Genomic DNA, 26396 nt, shown 5'->3' on the forward strand with positions numbered 1-26396 from the left:
TACATTAAATGTTAGAAATATAAAAATATTTTTTTATTATTATAAAATTGATACTTTTATAAAATGAAAAAATACATTTTCTTAAAAATATCAACTATATTTATCTTACTGCTTTCCAGTTCTGTTGGATTTGCACAATATACATCCATTCCTGATGCCAACTTTGAACAAGCCTTAATTGATTTCGGGATTGATGTTGGCCCTAGAGATGGGCAAGTCTTAACAGCAAGTGTCGCAAGCGTAATTAGTTTAAATATTTCTAATAGAGGAATTACAAACTTAAGTGGTATTGAAGATTTTGTTTCTTTAAAAGAATTGTATTGTGTTCAAAATCCAATATTTACCTTAGATCTTTCAAAAAATATTGCTTTGACCAATTTGAGTTGCAGTTTAACTCAATTATCAAGTTTAGATCTTTCTAAAAATATTGCTTTAAAAGAACTTGAGTGCGAAAAAAGCAATTTAACCAGTTTAGATCTTTCTAAAAACATCGCCCTTACAAAACTATATTGCGCAGAGAATAAATTAACTTCTTTAGATTTATCTAAAAACACATTGCTAGATTTTGTGCAATGTAACAAAAATCAAATAACCGCCTTAGATGTTTCGACTTGTGCCGTTTTAAATCATTTAAACTGTGGTGATAATCTAATAACGAGTCTTAATTTAACTTCTAGTACAATTTTAACCAATTTAGATTGTAGTAATAATAAATTATCAAGCTTAGACGTTACTAAAAACCCCAATTTAATTAATATTTATTGTAGCCACAACCAAATAACTGCATTAGATTTTTCAAAAAACACAGCTATTGAACGTTTATTAATAGATGACAACCAGCTTACTAAATTGGATTTAAGAAACGGGAAAAACACTTTGCTTTCTATTGGTAATTTTAAAATAAATAGTTCCCTTACTTGCATAGATGTTGATAACGAGATTTATTCTATGACAAATTGGTCAACTTATAAAGATGGAACCGCTTTTTATTCTAACGATTGCAGCAAAGTTATTTACAGCATACCAGAATTAAACGCAACAGGAGACCAAACGTACTGTCCCGGTTCTGAAATAAAAATTGTAGAAACATTTTCTATTACCCATGATCCAAATGAAAAAGGAACAACAGCTGGTTATGTTCAAATTTCTTCTGGTTATTCTAGTGGAGATCTGCTTACGCTTTCAAATTCGACTGCGTATCCAACAATTGTAACGCAATGGGATCCTGTTGCTGGAAAATTAACAATTACCAAATCAAACGGAAGCGAGATTTTATACTCTGATTTAGAATCGATTATAAAAGACGTTGTGTTTTCAAATCCTTCTGCAACAATATCTGGCACAAAATCTTTTTCAATAACAATTGGAAAAGCTAATTTTTTGGCCTCTACCGGGCACTTTTACATGTACATTCCTACCGTTGGCATTAGATGGACAACTGCAAGGGCAGAAGCAGAAACTCTTGTATATTACGGACTTAAAGGATATTTAGCAACAATTTTATCCGCAGATGAAGCTAAATTAGTTGGAGAACAAGCTTCTGGAACTGGATGGATTGGCGGAAGCGATGCCGAAACTGAAGGTGTTTGGAAATGGGTTACAGGTCCTGAAGCAGGAACTATAATGAGTTATACTTTTTGGAATACTGGAGAACCAAACAATCAAGGTAATGAAGATTACGCACACATTACTCAGCCCGGAGTTGGAATAAAAGGTTCATGGAATGATTTATCAGATACAGGATCATTGATTCCTGGAGATAATTACCAGCCAAAAGGCTATGTTGTTGAGTTTGGAGGAATGCCTGGCGAAGCTCCAGTGAAAATTGCCGCGAGTACCAAAATCACAATTCCAGTTGCAACGCCTTCTGCGAATCCGAGTCCGCTTTGTGATTCTGGAAGTTTTAATCTTAGCGCAACTGCGACTGCTGGAGCAACAATTAGTTGGTACGATGCAGCAACTGGAGGAAATTTATTAGGAACTGGAAATACTTATACAACTCCAACAATAACCGCAACAACAACTTATTATGTAGATGCTGGCTGCGAAGTAAATCGTAAGCCTGTTATTGCCACTATAAATCAAACTCCAAATGCCCCAACCGCAACTAACACAACTGTTTCAAGATGTGGCGCTGGAACAGTAACTCTAGAAGCCACATCGAATATCGGAACAATCAACTGGTTTAATGCTCCAAGTGGCGGAACTAGCATTTTTTCAGGAAGCAATTTCACAACTCCTTCTATTTCTTCGAATACAACTTATTATGCAGAAGCTTCAAGCAATGGATGTGTAAATCCTAATAGAACTGCTGTAAATATTACCATCTATACACCGCCTGTTATTACCGATGAAAATTTGACTTTATGCGAGTTTGAAACTATAACACTTGATGCTGGAATTTCTGGAATGAATTATTTGTGGTCAAATGGAGCGACAACTCAAACTACAACCGTAAATACAGGAGGAACTTATACCGTTGATGTAACAAGCCCAGCACCAGAAAATTGTACAAGCAGAAAAACGATTGTTGTTGAAGAACACAAAATTCCGCAAATAGATCGCATAAATGTTGAAGGAACAAGAGCTATTATTTTTCCTGTAAAAGCTGAAGAATATTTTGAATATTCTGTAGACGGAATTAACTACCAAGCTTATAACGTTTTTTATGATGTTCCTGCAGGATTGCAAACTGCATATATAAGAGAAAAAAACGGATGCGGAGAAGTTACCAAACAGTTTGTTGTTCTTGTTTTTCCTCCATTTTTTACTCCAAACAATGACACTTTCAATGACGTTTGGGAAGTAACAGGAATGGAAAATTATCCTCAAGCACAAGTAACCATTTTTGATCGATACGGAAAATTGGTTGCTGTATTAAGCAAATCTAAAATGAGCTGGGATGGCACTTCAAACCAAGTTCCGCTTCCCGCTTCAGATTATTGGTATGCTTTAAAAGTAGATGATTCTATGCCTATTTTAAGAGGACATTTTACTCTAAAAAGATAGTTTTTAATGAGAGAGTATGTCAATTTGATAATTACATCATTCAAAACAGTGTTTTTAGGAAATTATCTAATTGACTCATTCTCTAATTGACTCATTCTCTAATTAACACATTAGCGCAACTTTTTCTTTATTTCATTTAAAATAAAAATGTAATCTTCGTGTTTTTTTACGAAATCACGATCAGAAACATCAATGATTAGAACATTTAGATCTGTTTGCGATTTTATGTATTCTAAATATCCGTTATTGATTTTTTCTAAATAAGCAGCTTCAATATTTTGTTCGTAAGAACGTCCGCGTTTTTTTATATTTTGAAGAAGCCTTTCTGTATTTTGATATAAATAAACATACAAATCTGGCTTTGGCATTTCTTTATAAATAATATCAAAAAGGTTTCGATACAAACGATATTCATCTTCTTGCAACGTAATTTTAGCAAAAATCAAAGATTTAAAAATATGATAATCGGCAACAATAAAATCTTTGAACAAATCAAATTGCGCTAAATCATCTGATAATTGCTGGTAACGATCTGCCAGAAATGACATTTCTAATGGAAAGGCATATCGATTTTGATCTTTGTAAAATTTAGGTAAAAACGGATTATCAGCAAATCTTTCTAAAACAGTTTTCCCATTAAAATCTTCAGCAATTTTATGAACCAAAGTAGTTTTTCCTGCTCCAATATTTCCTTCAAAAGCAACATAATTAAATTGATTTAACGGAATTTCGTCAAGCGGACTTTTTAAATTTTGAACTATTGTGCAAACACTTTCATCTGGTGTAACTGCAATTAGCTCAGAAATTGTTTTTTGCAGAATAGGATGTTTCCAATTTAATTTCAAATCCTGCATCGGAAGCAAAACAAAATTTCTATTCTGCATTAAAGGATGCGGAACATTCAATTTTTCCGAATCAATAATTTCATCATCAAAAACAATCAAATCAATATCGATAATTCTAGATTGATAACCTTCTTGATTCAAGCGGATTCTACCCAATTCTTTTTCAACCTTTAAAATCTGATTTAGAATCTTTTGCGCAGATGAATTCGTATATAAGAGAAGTGCACAATTATAAAACGCATCACTTTCAAAACCCCACGCAGGAGTTTCATAAAGTTTAGAAACTTTTACAACAGATCCAACTTTTTGATGAATTAAATCAATACAATTTTGGATGTTTTCTAGTCTGCTGCCTTGGTTGCTGCCTATCGATAAAACGACTTGATGCTGTAATTTCATAATTAATGCAAATTAACTAAAACTATTTTAGAATTAACCAATATATTTGTGAAACGACGTCGAGATTTTATCATAAATTTTAGATTTCTAATTTGTAACATTTTACCCTTTTTCGCGACTTATTAAAAAAATATACATATGAAGTTTTTAGGAAATGTACTTGCCACTGTTATTGGTATTTTTGTTTTTATGATGCTCTTCTTTTTTGGAGTAATTTTTATCGGCGCTCTTTTTGGCGGTGATGATACCGTTTCGGTTAAATCTGATTCGGTTATTGAATTAAATTTAAAAGAAATCAATAACGATTATGCAGGAAAATATAAAGATCCTTGGGTAAGCATCTTTTCAGATAAAAAAGGAATTGGTTTAACTGATGTTATCAATGCTATTGATGCTGCTAAAACGGATGACAATATCAAAGGAATTTCGATTTTAAATGATGAATCTTCTCTTGGTCTAGCGCAATATAAAGACTTGAGAAATGCGCTTGAAAGATTCAAAAAATCTGGAAAATTTGTTTGGGCTTACGCGAATACTTACTCGCAGAAAGAATATTATTTAAATTCTGTTGCCAACACGATTTACATAAATCCAGCAGGAGATTTAGACTTTAAAGGGCTTTCTTCTGAAGTAATGTTTTTCAAAGATTTTCAAGATAAATCGGGGATTCATATGGAAGTTATTCGTCACGGAAAATACAAAAGTGCCGTTGAACCTTTCTTAGAAAATAAAATGAGCGACGCCAATAGAGAACAAATGACTGCGCTTTTAAACTCTCTTTGGACAACTGTTTCAACTGATATTTCAAAAAGCAGAAATATTCCGTTACCGAAATTAAACGAAATCGCAAACGGACTTCTTGCTAGAACTCCAGAAATGGCAAAACAACAACATTTAGTAGATATCGTTGCTTACGAAGATGTTTATCACAATGCCATTAGAAAAGCGCTGAAAGTAAAAGAAGATGAAGATTATAATAAAATTTCAATCTCAGATTACACTCAAAACAACGTTACGACTGCTTTGGCAAATACTGCAACCGATCAAATTGCGATTATTTACGCTCAAGGCGAAATTGGAAGTGGAGAAGGCGATGTAAATACTATTGGAGAAGGCTCAATGCGTCGTTCTTTGCAAGAAGCAAGAAAAAATGACGATGTAAAAGCAATTGTACTAAGAATTGACAGTCCGGGCGGAAGCGCTCTAACTTCTGATTTGATTTGGAGAGAAATTGAAATTACTAAAAAAGTAAAACCAGTTGTGGTTTCTATGGGAAATTATGCAGCTTCTGGAGGTTATTACATTGCTTGTAATGCCAATACAATTTTTGCCGAAAATAATACAATTACAGGTTCAATTGGAGTTTTCGGAATACTTCCAAACTTTAGTCCACTTGCTAATAAATTAGGAATTAATTCTGAACAAGTTAAAACACACGAGAATTCAGCAAATTATAGTCCGTTTGTGCCTGTTGACGAAAAATTTAAAGCCTTTACTTTAGAAGGAGTTGAGAAAATATACAACACTTTTGTTACGCATGTAGCGGAAGGAAGAAAAATGACTTTTGACCAAGTTGATGCTATTGCTCAAGGAAGAGTTTGGTCCGGAACAGAAGCTTTAAAATTAGGTTTAGTAGACAAAATTGGAGGATTGAATGATGCCATTGCAGAAGCTGCTCGAATTGCTAAAGTAAAAAACTACAGTACTCAGAATTATCCAGAATACGAAAAAACTTTTAACGATTTGGTTTCAGGTTTACCTTTTGCGAAGTCTAAAGAAGCTTTCTTGAAAGAAGAAATTGGAGAGGAAAACTATCTTCTTATCGAACAGGTTAAGAAGCTTCAAAAACAAAAAGGTATTCAAGCTATAATGCCATACGGAATCAACATTTATTAATTCTATTAAAAAATGAACAAAATAATTCTTTTTCTTACGGTTTTGTTTTTGAGTGTTTTAAATGCTCAAACCAAAAAAGAAATCACTTTTAAGGAAAGTCCGGCGATACTTAAAATCAACAACGACCAAATTTACGGCACGTTGACTACGCCAGATTTAACTGCGAAATTTCCTGTTGCTTTAATTATTGCTGGATCTGGACCAACAGACAGAGACGGAAATAATCCGATGATGAAAAACAATTCGTTGAAAATGCTCGCAGAAGCATTAGCAAAAAACGGAATTGCATCATTACGATATGATAAAAGAGCCATTGGAGAAAGTAAAGCAGCTGGAGGCTCTGAGAGCAGTTTGGTTTTTGAAAATTATATTCAAGACGCAAAAAGCTGGATAAACTATTTAAAACAAGACAAACGTTTTTCTAAAATTATTATAATTGGTCATAGCGAAGGTTCGTTAATCGGAATGGTTGCAAGTGCAAAAGCCGACAAATTTGTTTCGATTGCAGGCGCTGGAGAACCAGCAGATAAGATTATAAAAACGCAGATTGCTGCAAAAAAAATGAAACAATTGGACGACATGACTTTTCCGATTATTGATAGTCTAAAAAACGGATTTGAAGTAAAAAAAGTAGATCCAATGCTGAATGCGCTTTTCAGACCAAGCGTACAACCTTATTTAATTTCTTGGTTCAAATACAATCCGCAGACAGAAATTAGTAAATTGACAATTCCAGTTTTAATTTTACAAGGAAATAATGATTTGCAGATTGCTGTTAAAGACGCTGAAAATTTATCTAAAGCCAATAAAAGTGCTGAAATGGCAATTATTGACAAAATGAATCATATGATGAAAATCATTGACGGCGATCAAAATGCAAATATGGCAAGTTATAATAATGAAACACTTCCGCTTTCGGAAACACTCGTAGAGAAAATAGTTTCATTTATAAAGAAATAATTAAAATAAACAAGATCTAAAATCCGTTTGAAGTAGTTTCAAACGGATTTTTTTATTTAACAAAATAAAGTAATATTCTTACAATTTAAGAAAACTTTATCTTGGGACTCTAGTAAAAAAAACTATTTTTGCAAGGTCGATTTTAAGAAACCCTCAAATCTAATTATATGCTAAAGAAAGTTTTAAAAATAAGCGCCATTGTAATTGTGGTTCTTGTTGCCGCATTATTTGCCTTACCTTTTTTATTTAAAGATCAGATCAAAGCCAAAATTGTCGAAGCTATTAACGAAAGTGTTGATGCTAAAGTTAGTTTTACAGATGCTGATTTAAGTTTGTTTAAAAATTTCCCGAACGCAACCGTTGGGATTGAAAAACTGGTTATTATAAACAAAGCACCTTTTGAAGGTGACACTTTGGTTTCTCTTGGCGAATTAAACTTAAAAATGAGTGTTAAAGAACTTTTTAAAGGAAAAGACGAACCATTAAACATTCAAGGAATTAGTTCTACAAACGGATTAGTAAATATTATTTTTAATAAAGATGGTGTCGGCAACTTTGATATCGCCTTAAAAGATAAAAAAGAAGACAAAAAAGACGAAGCAGGCAAACCGCTTTCTTTAAAAATCCAAAATTACAAAATCGAGAATTTTACTTTTAGATACATCGATCAAGGTTCTAAAATTAAAATGGTAATTGACAGTTTAAACCACGAAGGAACTGGAGATTTTACCAATTCAAAACTGGATTTGAATACAAAAACAACGGCTAAAGTTTCATTAGACATGGATAAAATGAATTACATGAAAAATGTAAAACTTACTTTAGACGCAATTCTTGGAATTGATTTGGATAAAAGCAAATATACTTTTAAAGAAAATAAAGCTTTAATCAACCAATTGCCTCTAGAGTTTGACGGATTTATTCAAATGGCAGAAAACAAACAGATTTACGATTTGAAATTTAAAACTCCGACTTCTTCTTTTACAAACTTTTTAGGTTTAATTCCTTCTGCTTATGCCTCAAGTTTAGATGGCGTAAAAACTACTGGAGATTTTACGGTAAAAGGTTTTGCAAAAGGAGAATTGACAGAAACTACAGTTCCTAAATTTAATGTAGAAATTGCATCAAACAATGCTTCTTTTCAATATCCGAACCTTCCAAAATCGGTTCAAAATATTGTTATTGACACTAAAATCATCAATGAAACAGGAATTTTAAATGACACTTACGTGAATTTAGATAAGCTGTCTTTTAGAATTGATCAAGATGTTTTTAACGCTAAAGCGAATATCAAAAACATTACTGTAAATCCAATAATTGATGCAGCTTTGAAAGGAACAATCAACTTGGCTAATCTTTCAAAAGCATATCCAATTAAAATGGACAAACCTTTGGCAGGTATTTTAAAAGCAGATGTTACTACCAATTTTGATATGGCTTCTGTTGAAAAAAGTCAATATCAAAACATCAAAAATGCGGGTACAATGAGTTTGTCAGGATTTAAATACACTGATGAAAACAATAAATCCATGAACATTAGTACGGCTTTGGTTGAATTTAATCCAAGCAGAATTAATCTAAAACAATTTGATGCTACAACTGGAAAAAGTGACATTAGCATTAATGGAGTTTTAGAGAATTTCTATGGCTTTATGTTTAAAAAACAAGAATTGAGAGGAAACTTCAACATGAGTTCAAATCAATTGGCTGTTGATGATTTTATGACTGCTGGAGAACCTGCAAAAGCAGAAACCAAAACTGCTGCAAAACCAGCAGAAGCTATGAAGATTCCTGCTTTCTTAAACTGTACTTTGAATGCAAAAGCAACAACAGTTTTATATGACAATTTAAAACTGAAAGATGTTTCTGGAAAATTGTTGATTAAAGACGAAAAAGCAACTTTAGAAAACTTCAAAACTAATATTTTTGGAGGATCAATTGGGCTTAATGGAGCCGTTTCTACAAAAGAAAAAGTGCCAACTTTTGATATGAATTTAGGTTTCAATCAAGTTGATATTGCACAGACTTTTACACAATTGGATATGATGAAAAAAATCGCTCCGATTGCTGGAATTATTAACGGAAAATTGAATTCGACTATTAAATTGAATGGAAATTTAGACGCAAAAGAATTAACGCCAGATTTAAAATCTATTTCTGGGGATTTAATTGGTCAATTGCTTTCGACAACTGTAAATTCTCAAAATTCAACTTTACTGAAAGCTTTAAGTTCAAATGTAAAATTTGTTGATTTAAATAAAGTAAATCTAAACGACATTAAAGCGGCTTTGACTTTTGATAATGGAAAAGTAAATATCAAACCTTTTGATATTAAATACCAAGATATTAAAGTAACAGTTGGCGGAACTCACGGTTTTGACCAAACGATGAATTATAATTTAAAATTTGATGTTCCTGCTAAATATTTAGGTACTGAAGCCAATAATTTAATAGCAAAATTATCTCCTGCCGATGCTGCAAAATTAGATAACATTCCGATTAATGCGACTTTGACTGGAAACTTTTCAAATCCTAAAGTGAGTACAGACATGAAAACTGCTGTAAGTAATTTAACCACCCAATTGGTGAATCAACAGAAAGAAAAACTGACTCAAAAAGGAACTTCAGCGCTCACAGATTTAATCAATAAAAACACAAAAGCGAAAGATACAACGCAAGCTGCAAAAGCAGAAAAAGAACAAAAAACTCAAGAAGTTACCAAAAAAGCAAGTGACTTATTGAATGGTCTTTTTAAGAAAAAGAATCCCTAAATTGAGGTGCTAAGGTTCTAAGTGGCTGAGGCGCTAAGATTTTATTATCATAAAAAAATCCTGTTCTTTCGAACAGGATTTTCTTTTAATTTTACTTTTTCAAAACTTCTTTTATAGCTTTTATAAAATCAGGAACACCTAAAACGTTTGTATCTAAGCCTTTACTTCCGTTTCCGTAAGGTTCATATTTTTTAATATTCGAGCCAGAAAACAAACCTAATGTAGGCGCTTTTGCAGCACTTGACAAATGCATAATCCCGCTATCTGCTCCAACAAAAACATCTACATTTGCTAAAACAGAACCAATTTCTCTAATATCTTTACTGTAAAAAGTAGGTGCTTCAAAATTGATTTGAGAAACATTTTCTACCGGTAAAACTTCAAAAATATTCTCGTCTGGAAATTCGTTTTTCAAAGCGGTATAAAATTCTGCCCACCAATCTGTACTGTAGCATTTTTCTCCTGTAGCAAAGGTAAAAATCGCAATTGATCTTTTGTTTGGATCAATAATTTTATCTAAAATTTGTTTACCGTTTGCAATTTCTTCTTTTGATAATTTTAAATCAATTAGCGCAATAGGTTCACTTTTATCTTCAACTCCAACCTGACTTAAAAAATGTCTGAAATTGTAAACTGGATATTTTGCAATGTGTTCGTAATCTGAATGATTTAAATTAACACCTTCAGGTAGATTTCCGAAAAACTTATATTTTGCAGTAGAAAATTTCACACCAAGCCTTCCCGATGAAGAATTCTGATCTACATTTATGGCGAGATCATAATTTTGTTTTCTAATTAAAGTCCAAACTTTAAAGTATTTTACTAATTCTTTAAAAGGCTTTTTAGGTAACGGGATAACTTTATCTACATTATCATAATTTTCAAAAACAATAGGAGCTAGAAAACCTTTTACAAATACATCAATTGTACATCCAGGAAAAGTTTTCGTCACTTCTTCAACCAATGGAGTAATTAACAGCATGTTTCCTAACCTGCCGTTTGGTCTGCAGATTAGAACTTTTTTAATTTTGCTTTTATCAATTGGCTCAATATTTCTAATGTCTAAATTTCCAACATTCTTGGTTAAACTCTGCATTAGAGAACGCCTAAAAGCGTTGACTTTTTTTTTGCTGCTCATGTGGTATTTGTTTTGTACTAATTGTTTTTGAAACGTTCATTTGCTTTAGCAACCCAAAGCTATAATTATTCATCAATTAATTAACACAAAACCATGAAATAAATTGTAATTTTTAAATTAAAATAATTTTAATCTAAAAAAAGATAACAATTTAATAATAAAACCTTACACATTTATCGTTACAACATATCCTTCAGAACCACGCACATTAAATACAGTACCATTTTCAAACAATAAGTACTGGCCTTTAATTCCAGTTAATTTTCCGCTGAAAGAAGGTGTTTTATCCAAATTTAAACTATTTACTTTTGCAGGATAACTCAAAACAGGATACTGTAAATCATAAAGGTCATTCTTTTGCGAGTAGAAATATTCTTTAACATCATCTGGAATTAAACTCTCAATTTTGACTTTTTCGGCAACCAAATCAAAAACTTCAACCGAATTCTGTAGCATTTTTCTCCAATTGGTTTTATCTGTATAATGATCTTTTAAGGCAACCTCGGTAATTCCTGCCAAATATCGATTTGGAACCTCAACAACTGCAATTGCTTGCGAAGCGCCCTGATCGATCCAACGTGTCGGAACTTGCGTTTTGCGTGTAACACCAACTTTTATTTCGCAAGCCGCTGCCAGATAAACAATATGAGGCTGTAATTGAACTTTAGATTCATAATCTAAATCTCTATCCGCAATTCCTAAATGTGCCGTACTTAATTCTGGTCGCATAATCCAGTCTCCAACAGCTGGACTTGAATAAAAACAGTCGTAACAAAAACCTTGTCGGTATATTTTTTTCTTTTTACCGCAATTCAAACACTGATAACCAATAAAGTTAATTTCGATTTCTTTATCTAATAACTGATTGACATTTAAAAAACTATCTTCGAAAACCAAATAATATTGAATTGGACTTCCAAGTTCGGTTTGCATTTTTGTCAGTACACCTTGATATTGCATTCTTATTTTTATTTATTATTGCTGATTTAGACTTATCAAAAGAATTAAAATTTTTTGTGTTAAAATTCGACTTATTAGGTAGAATCTTTACTTCAAATCGGATGGTTTTTTACAAAAAAACATTATTTTTGATATGAAGACAAAGTTACTATTTGTCTCTCGATATTCAAATTTTAAGTTTTCTGTTTTTACGTTAATTGCGTAACTTAAAACCTAAAATCAGTTAACTAAAAACCAAATTCATGCCTTTATCTATAATCAATTCGTTTGCCTCTTGGGTTCTTAAACAGAGAATTCATCAAATAGAGCTTTTTTTAAAATACCCAAATGAAGTTCAGGAAGAATTATTGCACAACTTATTGACGGCATCAGAAAATACGATTATTGGTAAACAATATGATTTTGCTAGCATCAACTCTTATCAGACATTCTCAGAAAGAGTTCCAATCTCGACTTACGAAGAATTACAACCGCTAATTGAACGCACGCGTTTGGGCGAACAAAACGTTTTCTGGGAAACTCCAATTAAGTGGTTTGCAAAATCGAGCGGTACAACCAATGCAAAAAGCAAATTTATTCCTGTAAGTAACGAAGCCTTAGAAGATTGCCATTATAAAGGAAGTAAAGATTTATTATGTCTTTATTTAAACAACAATGAAGATTCTGAATTGTTTTTAGGAAAAAGTCTTCGCTTGGGCGGAAGTTCTCAGATTTACGAAAACAACAATACTTTCTTCGGAGATTTATCGGCAATTTTGATTGAAAATATGCCCATTTGGGCCGAATTTAGCAGTACGCCTAGCAGTAAAACTTCGTTAATGAGCGAATGGGAAACTAAAATTGCTGCCATTATTAATGAAACTAAAAATGAAAATGTAACAAGTTTTGCTGGTGTTCCTTCTTGGATGCTGGTTTTAATGAATAAAGTTTTAGAAAATACTGGCAAACAAAACTTACTGGAACTTTGGCCAAATCTTGAAGTTTATTTTCATGGTGGCGTGAGTTTTTCTCCGTACAAAGAACAATACAAAAAAATTCTGCCAAGTTCAGATTTTAAATATTACGAAATCTACAATGCTTCTGAAGGTTTTTTCGCCATTCAGGATTTAAATTATTCTAGTGATTTATTGCTGATGCTGGATTACGGAATCTTCTACGAATTTATTCCGATGGATACTTTTGGAACTCCTGATCAAAAAGTGGTTCGTTTGGCAGATGTTGAACTGAATAAAAACTATGCCATTGTTATTACAACCAATTCTGGTTTATGGCGTTATTTAATTGGTGATACGGTTCGTTTTACGTCTTTAAATCCATATCGAATTAGAGTCACAGGAAGAACCAAACATCATATTAATGTTTTTGGAGAGGAATTAATGGTAGAAAATACCGATCAGGCGATTGCAAAAGCATGTCAGGTAACTCAGACAGAAGTCATTGATTACACGGTTGCCCCAATTTTTATGCAAGACAAAGAAAAAGGTGCACACGAATGGATGATTGAATTTAAGAAACATCCTGCCGATGTTGGTCTTTTCCAAAAAGTTTTGGATGAAACTTTGCAAACTTTAAATTCAGATTACGAAGCAAAACGCTACAACAATATGACTTTAAATCCTTTGGTGATTAATGTTGCGCGTGAGAATTTATTTTATGATTGGCTGAAAGAAAGAGACAAGTTGGGCGGACAGCATAAGATTCCGAGACTTTCAAATCAGAGGGATTATTTGGAGCAATTGAAGGAAATGTGTTAAACAATTATATTTAATAGAAACATGAAGAATACAAAATTCAGCGATATGAGTACGGAAGAACTCATTAAAAACCAAAAAACATTGAAAACAGTTAATACTATTTTTGCTGTCGTGTTATTTATGCTTTTTGCTCTTAATATTTTCATTGTTTTCAACAAAGGTTTTAGTGCTATGAATGTTGTTCCGATTGCTTTGTTACCTATTCTATTTTTGAATATTAGTAATTTAAAGGAGATTAAAAAAGAATTGGAATCGAGAAAATAAGAATATAAAATTTATTCTATTAACTCTTCAATTGCCACTAGCTTTAGCTAGTGGTTCAAAATAGAATTGTTATTGGCTTTAGCCAAAATTCACTTTGATTGTTAATTTGGCTAAAGCCGAAAATCAATTTCAATCAATTTTCCTCCAGCTAAAGCAGGAGGCAATTCAAATCACAATATAAATTTTACAGGACTTTAAAAACCGATAATTCCACTAAGCCCGCATGAGGGATAGAAGTGGAAATCCTTTTTGTACGCCGCGGCGGACAAAAAGATTGCAACGGATAGCCCGGCCCGCCTTTTTCTGGCGGGACATGCCCAAATAAAAAAACCTCAGCTCTTAATTGAAAGACTGAGGTTTTTGTTTTTATTTTAATTGTCGAGTTTCTTGCGGAGATTTCTCCTTCGTCGAAATGACAATATTCTGTTGAATCCTTCGACTTCGCTCAGGGTGACAATTGTATTACATCATATCAATATATCTGTCATGGTAACCTAAAAGATATAAAACACCATCAAGTCCTAAACTTGAGATAGACGTTGAAGCGCTTTCTTTTACTTTTGGTTTTGCGTGAAAGGCGATTCCAAGACCTGCTAGATTTAGCATTGGCAAATCGTTTGCTCCGTCACCAACTGCGATTGTCTGATTGATATGAATTCCTTCTTTTTCGGCAATTGCTTTTAAGTATTCTGCTTTTTTCTGACCGTCTACAATATCTCCGATATATTTACCAGTTAGTTTTCCGTCTTTTATTTCTAATTGATTGGCGTGAACGTAATCTATTCCGAGTTCTTTTTGCAAGTATTCTCCAAAATAAGTAAATCCTCCAGAAAGAATTGCGGTTTTATAACCGTAATATTTCAAGGCTTTCATTAGACGATGTGCGCCTTGCGTAATTGGTAAATTAATCGCAACATTTTGCAAAACTTCTTCGCTTAAACCTTCCAACAAAGCCATACGTTTTTTGAAACTTTCGTTGAAATCAATTTCACCGTTCATCGCAGATTCTGTAATTGCACGAACTTGATCTCCTACTCCATTTAGTTCTGCCAATTCATCGATTACTTCGGTTTGGATTAAAGTTGAATCCATATCGAAGCAAACCAGACGGCGGTTTCTTCTGTAAATATTATCTTCTTGGAAAGAAATGTCAACATTAAGCGTTCTGGAAATTTCCATAAAACTTGCTGTCATAATAATCTTGTTTACAATTTCGCCCGTTACAGACAATTGAATACAAGAACGCGGATATTCTTCTTTTTCGACAACAGAAGTTCTTCCTGTTAAACGAATAATCGAATCGATATTTAAGTTTTGATCTGACATTATTTGAGTTACTGCTGACAATTGAGAAGCCGCCAGTTTTTCGCCCAAAATATTGATGATGTAGCGCTGTTTAGATTGTGATTTTACCCACTTTTCGTAATCTTCGATAGAGATCGGAATAAATTTTACTTTGATTTCTAATTCGTAAGCTTTAAACAAAAGATCTTTTAAAACAGGTGCAGAAGAAGATCCTGCTTCAATTTCGAATAAAATTCCTAAAGAAAGTGTGTCGTGAATATCGGCTTGACCAATATCTAAGATATTAGCGTCGTAAGCTGCCAAAACAGCTGTTAAACCTGCCGTAACCCCAATTTTATCGTGTCCAGAAACTTTTAATAAAATTATCTCTTTATCTTCTGCTGCCATTTTATCTTTCTTGATTTTATGAAGCGACAAAAATCGGCAATCTCTTGTTGATAAAAAAGAATAATCATTGTTTTTTTAAAACGAAAAAGCACATTTACATGTGCTTTTTTGAGTAATTTAACAATTATGCTTTAGTATTAAAATAACGTAACTTTAAAACTCTCCTGCTGGCGGGTTTTTATCAAAACTTACCATCCAGTTTACTCCGAATTTATCTTTAAACATTCCGAAATAAGATCCCCAGAAAGTGTCATCCATCGCCATTTCTATGTGTCCTCCAGCCGAAAGTCCACTAAAGATTTTATCTGCTTCTTCTCTGCTTTCTGTATTGACAGAAATAGAAAAGTTATCTCCAAAACCTACGTCTCCGTATCTTGGGTGACTGTCACTTCCCATTAAAATAGTATTTCCAATTGGAAGCGAAACATGCATAATTCGGTTTAGAGCTTCCTCAGAAAGTACTTCTCCTTCTTCTGCTGGTGCATCTTTATATTTTCCAATGTATGGAAAATCTCCGCCAAAAACTGATTTGTAAAACAAAAATGCTTCTTCGCAAGTTCCGTTAAACATTAAATAAGGATTAATTGCTGCCATTTTTTAATTGTTAATTGTTGATTATAAATTGTTAATGTCTTGTAATTGTCTTAAAACAGAAAATCTTTATTCTTTATTCTTTATTCTTTATTCTTTATTCTTTATTCTATTCCTCAGATAATTCCTTTATTTTTTCCAGCCCTTTTGGAAAAGCTTCTTTAAAATAATCGATATGTTTTTCAATTACATCTACTTCTGCCTGAAGATCTACGACATCACCTTTTTGAGTCAATCTGTAAGTTTCCATTGCTCCTACCCATTTCAAGGTTTCTTCTGTAGGCGGAACTTCTTTAAAATCTTTGATTTCGCCAACATGCTTAAATGCCATATATTCATTTGGAATTTTAGTTTCAATAATACTATTCATTCCTTCTCCAGTTGGGCCTAAAAAATAGATTTTATCTCCTTCGTTCCAGCTCGTTTCCACATAACTTCCTTCACAAAATGCACTTGTCCATTTTCTGTACGTTTCGTCATCCCATAAAACCTTCCAAATTTTTTCTTTAGAAGCTTTTATATCTATATTAAATACTAATTTTTCCATTTTAACTTGGTAATTTACTAAAGTCCATAAATAAAACATTCCAACGATGACCATCTAAATCGGCAAAACCGCAGCCGTACATCCAACCTTGACTTTCGGCAGGAGGAGCAAAAACAGTTCCGCCGGCTTCTTTGACTTTTTCTGCTAATTCGTCTACTTCTTCTCTGCTTTCTGCATCTATCGAAATCAGCACTTCAGAACTTGACTTCGTATCTGTTATACTGTTTTGTGAAAAGCTTGAAAAAAGCATTTCTTCAAAAAGCATTACTACAAAATGCCCTTCACCTACAACCATACACGTCGAACTTGGCGTGTCGTGCTGTTCATTAAACGAAAAACCAATTTTCCAGAAAAAATCTTTCGCTTTTGCTACATCCTTTACAGGAAGATTCAACCATATTTGCTTTGTCATTTTTTGTTTTTTTTGTTGGGTTAGATATTTATTTTTTTCTTTTTTAAACCATATAAGTAATGTAAGCTATTTTAAGTTTTTAATCTTTGAAACTTTGTCACTTTGCAACGTTGAACCTTAATTATTCTCTACGTAATTTTTAAAATTATCCAAAATTGCTTGCCAGCCTTCACGTTGCATTTCTTCTGGATTTTGCGATTCTGGATCGAAACTTTCAATTATTTCAACTCCCTCTGCAGTTTCATTAAAAGTAATTTCAACCTTTCTTCCGTCTGCCATAACGTATGAAAGTGCTTCATTTGGCTTTACCAAAGTAAATTCGCCTTCAAAATCAAAACTCATGCTGCCGTCTTTCGCCGCCATAGTCGATTTGAATTTTCCTCCTTCTCTTAAATCAGCTTCTGCATAAGGCGTATGCCAATCTGGAGAAGCAAAACTCCATTTTGTAATATGTTCAGGCGTATTCCAGAAATTCCAAACTTTATCTAATGAAGCTTTTACAGTACTTTTTATTGTTATCATTATTCTTGTTTTTATGTTTATAAAATTTATTTCTTAAAATGATTCGACGTAGTTTTTAAAATTTTGAATAATTGCAGAACAAAATTGTTTTTCCATATCTGCGTTTTCTGGTGTTGTTGGCTCAAATGATTCTGTAATTCTTACTACATCATTGTCACTTTCAAAACGTACACTTGCAGTTCTATCGTCAAAAAGCTTATATTCTATTAGTGAAAACTTTTCTATTTTAGTATAAATACCTTCAAAGTCAAAACTATCACTGCCGTCTTTAAGAGCCATAGTAAATTTAAATTTACTCCCTACTTTCAAATCATTTTCGACATATGGAGTATGCCAATCCTGAGAAGCATTATTCCAATTCATAATATGTTCAGGCAATGTCCACAATTTCCAAACTTTTTCTATTGAAGCATTTATATTGTTTTGAACTTTTATCATGTCTTTAGCTTAATTTACATATCCTGAGGAATCTGGCTTTCATCCATATAAAAAACTTCCCAATGATGTCCATCTAAATCAAGAAAAGTTCTTTGATACATCCATCCATAATCCTTTGCAGGAATATAATCTGCTCCACCAGCCTTAACAGCTTTATCAAGCATTTCATCAACTTGTTCGCGAGAATCCAGAGAAATCGAAATAAGAACTTCGCTAGTTGTTGCAGAATCGCAAATCTTTTTATTTGTAAAAGTCTGATAAAACTCTTCTACCAAAATCATCACAAATATATTTTCGTCAATAACTATACAAGCTCCCTTATCGTTTGTGAATTTTGGATTGGTCGAAAAACCAAGTCCATTATAAAATGATACTGCTTTGTTTAAATCTTTTACAGCAAGATTTAAGAAGATTTTTGTTTTCATCTTTATAAAATTACGAATTAATTAAAACAAATTTAATTTTTTAAGATTAGTTTAAAACGACAATAAAAGTCATTTTTAGGGGCATTTGAGACAAAATGATTATTTTTGTTTTGATGTGAAATTTCAAAAACAATCAAAATCATGAGCAAGAAATTAGGATTAATCGTGCCTCACGACTATAAATTATTAAGTATTGCGGCTATTTTAGAAGTATTCGAAACGACCAATAAATTGACTTCGGGAATCGAAAAACCATTCGAAATCATGATTTTTCAATCTAAAGAACAATCGGATCAAGGAAATATTTTTGGTTATAGTTCTAACGAAATTGAAACTTCAAATATTGTTTTAGATCTGATTTTGATTCCAGCTTTTACGACTGATAATATGAGCGAAATGATAAAGAAGAATCGAAACTTCATTCCTTGGCTTCAAAAACAGCATCAAAACGGAGCCGAATTGGCAAGTTTCTGTACGGGAGCATTTTTGTTTGCTGCTTCTGGTTTATTGAACGAAAAATTAGCCACAACGCATGTCGACGCTTGCAGTGCTTTTACGAAAGCTTTTCCGATGGTAAAATTAAAAGCTGAAGAAACCTTAACAGCCGATGGAAGTTTATACACCAGCGGCGGATCGACCTCAACTTTTCATTTATTAATTCTTTTGGTTCAAAAATTCTGCGGAAACGAAATGGCTGTCAAAATTGCCAAAATATTTTCGATTGATTTGAATCGCTACAAACAAAGCTATTTCAGCACTTTTAGACCGAATCATTTGCATAATGATTCTTTGGTTGCCATGTTGCAGCAAAAAATTGAAAGCCAATATCATTCTATAGAAAAGCTCGAAGAAATCACCAAAGACATTCCGACAAGCGCCAGAAACATGACACGACGTTTTAAACAAGTGACAGGAATTCCTCCAATCGAATATCTGCAAAATATACGAGTTGAAAGTTCAAAGAAATATTTGGAACAAACACAACTTTCGATTTCAGAAATTATCGAAAAAACAGGTTATAATGATCCAAAAGCTTTTAGAAAAGTATTTTATAAAATGGTCGGAATGAAACCAATTGAATACAGAGAAAAATTTAGGGTTCAATAATTTTCACGAGCAGAAATTTCGTTTTCAAAAGACCTTCTGTCCTGCTCTACACTATATCTTTTGCTCTGAACACCAGAGCAAAAGGATGCCGTTTCGATCAGGGCTATTATAGAAAGATCATTTTCAAAACACCAAAAAACTTAGGATTTAATAACCCACATCAGCATTTTTTTGTTGGTTTTCAGTAATTCGTCAATTTCTTTCATTGCTTCATTTGAAACCGCCGGACAACCCCAGCCTTCTGGTGTTCCTTCAGGAAAAACTTCATTATTTGGAATTGCATCCCAAGAATGCAAAACGATTGCACGACTTCTTGCATTTGAATTTGTTTTGTCTTTTCCCTGCAAAATATAATTGACTTTTATTCCCCACTGACTTACACCGCGGTCTAAAATCACATATTTCCCTAGTGACGAACAATGCGAATCAAATTCGTTACTAATCTGTGGTTTTTCTTTTGATGAAGTTCTTCCCCATTGATTATCGCCGCAGCCGTGACTTACCATATAAGATTTAGAAACCACTTTCTTTTTAAAATCGTAAACAAAGAATCTCTTGTAACCAGAATGCAAACCTAAATCAATTAAAATAAATTGATTCTGATTGAGATTATTTGTCTTACAATATTGTTGTGCTTCTTTATAGTATTCATTGTAATTTATTTCTACTCGAGAATCTGCTGTTGAAACTATTTCTTTTTCATTTTGAGTAACAATAACTTCTTTATTTCCCTTATTACAAGAAAAAATCAGAGAAAGATAAATTATAAAAAACATTTTTTTCATGTTTAAATTTACACAAAAAGTTAAACGAAAATTGAACTCAAAAAGTATAAAAAAAAACCTGCTCAAAATGAGCAGGTTTTAAAATATATTTTTCAAACTTTAAGAAGCAATTTCCATACGCTTCAATAAGTTTTTACTCAAAGTATGTTCTGCGTATTCTTTATCAATTGACAAACTTGTATCATCTGAAGTTGGCAATTCGTACATCGCATCTGTTAAGATTGCTTCGCATAAAGAACGTAATCCACGAGCTCCTAATTTGTATTCTAAAGCTTTATCTACAATAAAATCTAAAGCTTCGTCTGTAATCGTAAATTCAACATCATCCATCAAAAATAACTTTTGATACTGTTTAATTAAAGCATTTTTAGGTTGTGTTAAAATGGCACGAAGTGTTTCTTTATCCAAAGGATCCATGTGCGTCAAAACTGGCAAACGACCAATAATCTCTGGAATCAATCCAAAATCTTTAATATCTTTTGGAATGATATATTGCAACAAATTGTCTTTGTCAATATTATCAACATTTTTAGAAGTTGAATAACCAACTGCCTGACGATTTAAACGTTTAGAAATAATACGCTCAACTCCATCAAAAGCACCTCCTGCAATAAATAAGATATTCTGAGTATTAACCTCAACAAATTTCTGGTCTGGGTGTTTACGTCCTCCTTTTGGCGGTACGTTTACAACTGTTCCTTCTAATAATTTTAATAAAGCTTGTTGAACACCTTCTCCAGAAACGTCACGCGTAATTGATGGATTATCGCTTTTACGAGCAATTTTATCGATTTCGTCAATAAATACGATTCCTCTTTCTGCTTTAGCAACATCATAATCTGCCGCTTGAAGCAAACGAGTTAAAATACTTTCAACATCTTCGCCAACGTAACCCGCTTCTGTTAATACCGTTGCATCAACAATAGCCAATGGAACGTCTAACATTTTGGCAATAGTTTTTGCAACCAATGTTTTACCAGTTCCCGTTTGACCTACCATGATAATGTTACTTTTTTCAATCTCAACTTCATCGTCTAATTGCTGTTGCATTAAACGTTTGTAATGATTGTAAACCGCAACCGACATCACTTTTTTAGTCTGATCCTGACCAATAACATATTGATCTAGAAAAGCCCTAATTTCTTTTGGTTTCTTTAAAATTAAGTCACCAACTAATTTTGTGCTTCCGCTAGATTTTAATTCTTCTAAAACAATTCCGTGCGCCTGTTCAATACACTTATCACAAATGTGGGCATTGATACCTGCAATTAATAAATTAGTTTCTGGCTTCTTTCTTCCACAAAACGAACATTCTAATACTACTTTTGCCATTCTTTATTTAAGTTACTAAGCTGCAAAGATACTAAGTTTCTAAGCTTTTTAATCTAAAACTTAAAAACTTAACTTCTTTACAGCTTAATATTTATTTTTTTTTCAAGTTTAAAGTTTCAGGTTTCAGATTCGCCAAAGCAACTTGAAACCTGAAACCTGAAACTAATTTTTAGCTTCTTCTCAATACTTCATCAATCATTCCGTATTCTTTTGCTTCGTCAGCAATCATCCAGTAATCACGCTCACTGTCTTTGTGAACTCTTTCGAAAGACTGGCCAGAATGTTGTGAAATAATATGGTACAACTCGTCTTTTAGTTTCAACATTTCACGTAAGTTGATTTCCATATCTGTTGCAACTCCTTGTGCTCCTCCAGATGGTTGGTGAATCATTACACGAGAATGTGGTAGAGCAGAACGTTTTCCTGCTGCTCCTGCACATAATAAAACGGCACCCATTGAAGCTGCCATTCCTGTACAAATTGTAGCAACATCTGGTTTAATGTATTGCATTGTATCGTAAATCCCTAAACCAGCATAAACGCTTCCTCCAGGAGAATTTAAATAAATCTGGATATCTTTTGATGCATCAGCACTTTCTAAGAACAATAATTGCGCTTGTACAACATTTGCAATTTGGTCATCGATACCTGTTCCTAAAAAGATAATCCTGTCCATCATTAATCTTGAGAAAACGTCTAAGATTGAAACATTTAATTGACGTTCTTCAATTATATTTGGAGTTAAATTCGTCGGCGTCATTGCGCTGATGATTTTATCATAATATAAGCTATTTACTCCGTGGTGCTTTGTAGCAAAATTTTTGAATTCTTTACCGTAGTTCATATTTTTAGTTTAAAGTTGAAAAGTCTAAAGTCAACAAGTGACTTAAACGAATTAAACAAAGTTCATACCTTTTTATAAAGGATGCCAATTTGTCTACTTTTTATTTTGTTTCAGGTTTCAAGTTAATTTAATTTCAAGTTATATAAATAACGTGAAACTTAAAATATAAAACAAAAAAAAAGAGCGTCAAAAAAACTTTTGACGCTCAAATATAACTTTTTTTATCTTTCGGTTTCTGTAATAAAATCTTAAATTTTGACTTTATAAATTTCGCCTTTTAGACTGAATTTATTCTCCGTAAGAAGCAGCAATAAATTCTTCGTAAGTAACCTCTTTAGTAGTTGGGTTAGCTTTTTCTTTGAAGATATCTAACATTTTAGCTGCTACAACTTGCTCAGAAAGTCTTTTCACTTCGTCTTGGTTAGATAAAACTCTAGCCACGATTCCTTGAACTTCTTCGTCAGTTGGATTTGTTTGACCAAATTGAGCCATTTGTTGTCTGATAGCGTTTGAAGTAAACTCTTTCAAATCTTCAAATGTAATTTGGATATTGCTTTGCGCTAATGCTTTTCCTTCGATTAGTTGGAAACGTAAACCTTTTTCAGATCTTGCGTATTCAACTTCAGCTTCTTCTGCAGTTAATTTTTTCTCTCCAACAGTTTGCAACCATTTTTTCAAGAATTCAGCTGGTAAATCGAATTTTGTGTTTTCGATTAAGAAATCTTGAACATCTAATAATAATTTTTGGTCTGCTTGTTGTGCGAATTGAGCTTCAGCATCTTCTTTAATTTTAGCTTTTAAATCTTCTAAAGAAGCTACTTTTCCTTCACCAAAAAGTTTGTCAAATAATTCTTGGTTTAATTCTGCTGGCTCAGATCCGTTGATAGCTTCGATAGTAAAGTTAACTTCAACATCTAAACCGTGAACACCTTCGTGACCTACTTTTAAGTAATCCATTAATTGGTGATCGTCTTCAAATAAACCTTTTGTGCTTACTGTAACAACATCTCCAACTTTTTTACCTGCGAATTGTTTTTGAGCTTTTTTGCTGAATGCATCTACAGAGATTGTAGTTGTATTATTGATTCCGTTTGCTTCGTTTGAGAAAGTTCCAGTTAAATCAGATTTCGCATCAGATACTTCTTGCGGAATTGCTTTACCAAATTGTTTTTGGATACGCTCAACTTGTCCGTCGATTAATTTATCGTCAGCAGTAACGATATATTTTACGATATTATTTTTAGCTTCAAGATCAATTTCGAAGTTTGGCACTAAACCAATTTCGTATTCGAAAGTTAATTCTTCAGCATCCCAGTTAAAATCTTCGTTTACTTTTGCAAGAGGAGTTCCTAAAAGATTTAATCTTTCAGATTGAATATAACGCTCTAAAGCCAAATCAACTACTTTTTTAATCTCTTCTTGTTTAATACCTTTTCCGTATTGTTTTTCAACAAGATCTTTAGGCACAGCGCCTTTTCTAAATCCTTTTACTTGCGCTAAAGGCATTTTTTCGTTAATTCTTTTTGCTACTTGACCTTTATAATCCATATGAACAACGTTCAATACAATTGTCTCGTTAACAGCGTCTATTGCTACTCTTTTAATATCCATCTTCTTCTTTAATTTACATAATAAAATTGGGTTGCAAAATTATAAAATTTTTGCAACCCAACCAAGTTTTTAATTTATTGTATTTGAAGCAGTTTTAATCTGCTCGATTTGTCTTATTTATCGTCTCCCAGTATTTTATAAGTGATAGATTGCAGAATCGACAAAATAACACTAAAAATCAATGCTGTCCAGAAAGAATTGACCTCAAAACCTCCAACAATTTTAGTGCATAATAAAATAATTATAGCATTGATTACTAATAAAAATAATCCAAGCGTTACGAAAGTAACCGGTAAAGTCAGCAATACTAAAATTGGTTTTATAAAAACATTCAGCAATCCTAAAACTACTGCAACAATTACAGCTGTACCAAAACTTGCAACATGCACTCCAGTTAAAATATTAGACAACAATAAAACAAGGGCCGCAGTAACAAGGAGTCTAAGTAATAATTTCATGGTTTTTCAGGTTTAAAATTTATTTAAAAATACTAAAATTTTTATCAAATTTGATTATTCTTTTAAAAACTCTGTTGTCAGCTCGAAAAACATTTTTGGGTTTTCGGCATGAAGCCAATGCCCCGCGTTTGGAATTGTTTCTAATTTAAAATTTGGAAAATGCTTACGAATTTCATCCAAATCAGAATCTTGAATGTAACCCGAATTTCCTCCACGAATAAATAATGTAGATTTATCAAAAACTAAACCTTCAGGCAAAGGTTTTCCAATTGCATCAAGATTGTTATTGAAAACTTCAAGATTAAATCTGAAAGCCAATTGCCCTGGCTCTTTCCAATATAGATTTTTCAATAAAAACTGACGTGTTCCAAAATCAGAAACATATTGCGAAACAATTTCTTCGACATCATTTCTGCTTGGTTTTCCTGAAAAATCAACTGCATTTAATCCAGCCAGAATATCTTGATGATGTTGTTTGTAGAATTTCGGACCAATATCTGCCACAATCAATTTATCTACGATTTCAGAATGAGTTGTTGCGAAAAGCATCGCTACTTTTCCGCCCATCGAATGACCGAGAATATCAATTCTAGTTAAATTATTAGCTTGACAATATTCGTAAACATCCTGAACCATTGCTTCATAACTCCATTCATCAGAATGAAAACTGCGACCGTGATTTCTTAAATCTAAAATATGAACCTGAAACCCAGCTTCTACATATTGACCTGCTAAAGTTTTCCAGTTGTCAGACATTCCAAGAAATCCATGCATGATGATAAATGGTTTTCCTTCGCCTTCTATTTTTGAGTAAAGCATATTTTATTTTTTAGTTAAGAGAATTACTTCAATTTATTCAAATACATATTTACAACATTATCTAAACCAAGATAAAGTGCCTCTGAAATTAAAGCATGCCCAATTGAAACTTCCAATAATCCAGGAATATTTTGTTTGAAAAACTGGATATTCTCTAAACTTAAATCATGACCAGCATTAATTCCTAAACCTAATTCATTTGCCAATTCGGCAGCTTTGGTATAAGGCTCTATTCCTTGTTTGTTTCCTAAATCGTATTGGTGTGCAAAAGCTTCAGTATACAATTCGATTCTGTCTGTTCCTGTCTTTTTTGCGCCTTCTATCATTTCTAAAACAGGATCAACAAAAATTGAAGTTCTTATTCCGTTTCTCTGAAATTCCTGAATAACTTCGGTTAAATAATTTTGGTTTTTAATCGTATCCCAACCTGCAGAAGAAGTAATGGCACCAATTGCATCTGGAACCAAGGTTACTTGATCTGGCTTGCATTCTAAAACCAAATCAATAAAATTATGCTGCGGATTTCCTTCAATATTATATTCGGTTGTAACAACTGCTTTTAAATCGCGAGCATCCTGATAACGAATATGGCGCTCGTCTGGACGCGGGTGAATCGTAATTCCTTGCCCACCAAAACGCTGAATATCTGCAGCAACTTTTAATAAATCAGGAACATTTCCTCCTCTAGCATTTCTAAGGGTTGCAATTTTATTGATATTTACACTTAACTTTGTCATATAAATAGATAATTAATTCTAGTAACTTATATTTGTTACGACAAAAATACAAAGTAAAACAGAGCGGTTTTCGGTATTTT

Annotated in this window: 24 protein-coding genes; 7 read left to right on the plus strand and 17 right to left on the minus strand. The window is 32.7% G+C overall.

Annotated features, from left to right (window positions below; translation table 11 throughout):
• Positions 1 to 63 precede the first annotated feature (63 nt).
• Positions 64 to 3009: a T9SS type B sorting domain-containing protein gene (locus P0R33_RS09220; RefSeq protein ID WP_276175154.1), complete on the plus strand. Its 2946-nt coding sequence runs from the start codon at positions 64 to 66 to the stop codon at positions 3007 to 3009.
• A 110-nt stretch (positions 3010 to 3119) separates the two neighbouring features.
• Here P0R33_RS09220 and folK read toward each other — a convergent pair whose 3' ends face one another.
• A complete protein-coding gene (folK, locus tag P0R33_RS09225) occupies positions 3120 to 4253 on the minus strand; it encodes a 2-amino-4-hydroxy-6-hydroxymethyldihydropteridine diphosphokinase (RefSeq protein ID WP_276175155.1) in 1134 nt (377 codons plus the stop codon).
• Positions 4254 to 4391: 138 nt separating this feature from the next.
• On the opposite strand from folK, the gene sppA reads away from it, so the two are divergent.
• The 3 genes from sppA to P0R33_RS09240 all read left to right on the plus strand — a co-directional run bounded on the left by sppA (position 4392) and on the right by P0R33_RS09240 (position 9880).
• Positions 4392 to 6149: a signal peptide peptidase SppA gene (sppA, locus tag P0R33_RS09230; RefSeq protein WP_276175156.1), complete on the plus strand. Its 1758-nt coding sequence runs from the start codon at positions 4392 to 4394 to the stop codon at positions 6147 to 6149.
• Between the two features lie 12 nt (positions 6150 to 6161).
• On the plus strand, positions 6162 to 7109 hold the full coding sequence (locus P0R33_RS09235) for an alpha/beta fold hydrolase (protein WP_276175157.1): 948 nt from the start codon (positions 6162 to 6164) through the stop codon (positions 7107 to 7109).
• Between the two features lie 167 nt (positions 7110 to 7276).
• Positions 7277 to 9880, plus strand: coding sequence for an AsmA-like C-terminal region-containing protein (locus tag P0R33_RS09240; RefSeq protein ID WP_276175158.1), 2604 nt, complete (start codon positions 7277 to 7279; stop codon positions 9878 to 9880).
• 91 nt (positions 9881 to 9971) lie between these two features.
• Here the strand turns inward: P0R33_RS09240 and P0R33_RS09245 are convergent, their stop codons facing one another.
• Both P0R33_RS09245 and P0R33_RS09250 read right to left on the minus strand, forming a co-directional pair.
• Entirely contained in the window at positions 9972 to 11018 is a 1047-nt protein-coding gene (locus P0R33_RS09245; protein WP_276175159.1) for a glycosyltransferase family 9 protein, read from the minus strand.
• A 165-nt stretch (positions 11019 to 11183) separates the two neighbouring features.
• A complete protein-coding gene (locus P0R33_RS09250; protein WP_276175161.1) occupies positions 11184 to 11978 on the minus strand; it encodes a DUF2797 domain-containing protein in 795 nt (264 codons plus the stop codon).
• Between the two features lie 242 nt (positions 11979 to 12220).
• On the opposite strand from P0R33_RS09250, the gene P0R33_RS09255 reads away from it, so the two are divergent.
• On the plus strand, positions 12221 to 13732 hold the full coding sequence (locus tag P0R33_RS09255; protein WP_276175162.1) for a GH3 auxin-responsive promoter family protein: 1512 nt from the start codon (positions 12221 to 12223) through the stop codon (positions 13730 to 13732).
• A 21-nt stretch (positions 13733 to 13753) separates the two neighbouring features.
• Positions 13754 to 13996, plus strand: a complete 243-nt coding sequence (locus P0R33_RS09260; RefSeq protein ID WP_229354462.1) for a redox-active disulfide protein 2 — start codon at positions 13754 to 13756, stop codon at positions 13994 to 13996.
• Between the two features lie 462 nt (positions 13997 to 14458).
• Here P0R33_RS09260 and serB read toward each other — a convergent pair whose 3' ends face one another.
• From serB to P0R33_RS09295, 7 genes are all read right to left on the minus strand, one after another.
• Complete coding sequence (gene serB / locus P0R33_RS09265; protein WP_184157770.1) at positions 14459 to 15688, minus strand: phosphoserine phosphatase SerB; 1230 nt, start codon at positions 15686 to 15688, stop codon at positions 14459 to 14461.
• Positions 15689 to 15841: 153 nt separating this feature from the next.
• Entirely contained in the window at positions 15842 to 16282 is a 441-nt protein-coding gene (locus P0R33_RS09270; protein ID WP_276175163.1) for a VOC family protein, read from the minus strand.
• A 106-nt stretch (positions 16283 to 16388) separates the two neighbouring features.
• Positions 16389 to 16826 (minus strand): SRPBCC domain-containing protein, encoded by a 438-nt coding sequence (locus tag P0R33_RS09275; protein WP_276175164.1) that lies wholly within the window; start codon positions 16824 to 16826, stop codon positions 16389 to 16391.
• 1 nt (position 16827) lies between these two features.
• Positions 16828 to 17238 carry a VOC family protein gene (locus P0R33_RS09280; protein WP_276175165.1) on the minus strand — a complete coding sequence of 137 codons (411 nt, stop codon included), beginning with the start codon at positions 17236 to 17238 and terminating at the stop codon, positions 16828 to 16830.
• A 117-nt stretch (positions 17239 to 17355) separates the two neighbouring features.
• Complete coding sequence (locus tag P0R33_RS09285) at positions 17356 to 17760, minus strand: SRPBCC family protein (RefSeq protein WP_276175166.1); 405 nt, start codon at positions 17758 to 17760, stop codon at positions 17356 to 17358.
• 33 nt (positions 17761 to 17793) lie between these two features.
• Positions 17794 to 18198 (minus strand): SRPBCC domain-containing protein, encoded by a 405-nt coding sequence (locus tag P0R33_RS09290; RefSeq protein WP_276175167.1) that lies wholly within the window; start codon positions 18196 to 18198, stop codon positions 17794 to 17796.
• Between the two features lie 14 nt (positions 18199 to 18212).
• Positions 18213 to 18623 carry a VOC family protein gene (locus P0R33_RS09295; protein ID WP_276175168.1) on the minus strand — a complete coding sequence of 137 codons (411 nt, stop codon included), beginning with the start codon at positions 18621 to 18623 and terminating at the stop codon, positions 18213 to 18215.
• A gap of 141 nt (positions 18624 to 18764) precedes the next feature.
• Between P0R33_RS09295 and P0R33_RS09300 the strand changes: the two genes are divergently transcribed.
• Positions 18765 to 19730: a helix-turn-helix domain-containing protein gene (locus P0R33_RS09300; protein ID WP_276175169.1), complete on the plus strand. Its 966-nt coding sequence runs from the start codon at positions 18765 to 18767 to the stop codon at positions 19728 to 19730.
• Between the two features lie 140 nt (positions 19731 to 19870).
• Here P0R33_RS09300 and P0R33_RS09305 read toward each other — a convergent pair whose 3' ends face one another.
• The 7 genes from P0R33_RS09305 to P0R33_RS09335 all read right to left on the minus strand — a co-directional run bounded on the left by P0R33_RS09305 (position 19871) and on the right by P0R33_RS09335 (position 26316).
• Positions 19871 to 20506 carry a murein L,D-transpeptidase catalytic domain-containing protein gene (locus P0R33_RS09305; protein WP_276175170.1) on the minus strand — a complete coding sequence of 212 codons (636 nt, stop codon included), beginning with the start codon at positions 20504 to 20506 and terminating at the stop codon, positions 19871 to 19873.
• A 108-nt stretch (positions 20507 to 20614) separates the two neighbouring features.
• Positions 20615 to 21847, minus strand: a complete 1233-nt coding sequence (gene clpX, locus P0R33_RS09310) for an ATP-dependent Clp protease ATP-binding subunit ClpX (RefSeq protein ID WP_276175171.1) — start codon at positions 21845 to 21847, stop codon at positions 20615 to 20617.
• Positions 21848 to 22016: 169 nt separating this feature from the next.
• Positions 22017 to 22691: an ATP-dependent Clp endopeptidase proteolytic subunit ClpP gene (gene clpP / locus P0R33_RS09315; RefSeq protein WP_276175172.1), complete on the minus strand. Its 675-nt coding sequence runs from the start codon at positions 22689 to 22691 to the stop codon at positions 22017 to 22019.
• A 288-nt stretch (positions 22692 to 22979) separates the two neighbouring features.
• Complete coding sequence (locus P0R33_RS09320) at positions 22980 to 24302, minus strand: trigger factor (RefSeq protein WP_276175173.1); 1323 nt, start codon at positions 24300 to 24302, stop codon at positions 22980 to 22982.
• 113 nt (positions 24303 to 24415) lie between these two features.
• On the minus strand, positions 24416 to 24760 hold the full coding sequence (locus P0R33_RS09325; RefSeq protein ID WP_276175174.1) for a phage holin family protein: 345 nt from the start codon (positions 24758 to 24760) through the stop codon (positions 24416 to 24418).
• 54 nt (positions 24761 to 24814) lie between these two features.
• Complete coding sequence (locus P0R33_RS09330; RefSeq protein ID WP_276175175.1) at positions 24815 to 25579, minus strand: alpha/beta fold hydrolase; 765 nt, start codon at positions 25577 to 25579, stop codon at positions 24815 to 24817.
• A gap of 23 nt (positions 25580 to 25602) precedes the next feature.
• Positions 25603 to 26316 carry a pyridoxine 5'-phosphate synthase gene (locus P0R33_RS09335; RefSeq protein ID WP_276175176.1) on the minus strand — a complete coding sequence of 238 codons (714 nt, stop codon included), beginning with the start codon at positions 26314 to 26316 and terminating at the stop codon, positions 25603 to 25605.
• Positions 26317 to 26396 lie beyond the last annotated feature (80 nt).

The organism is Flavobacterium sp. YJ01 (genome assembly GCF_029320955.1).
Lineage (GTDB): Bacteria > Bacteroidota > Bacteroidia > Flavobacteriales > Flavobacteriaceae > Flavobacterium.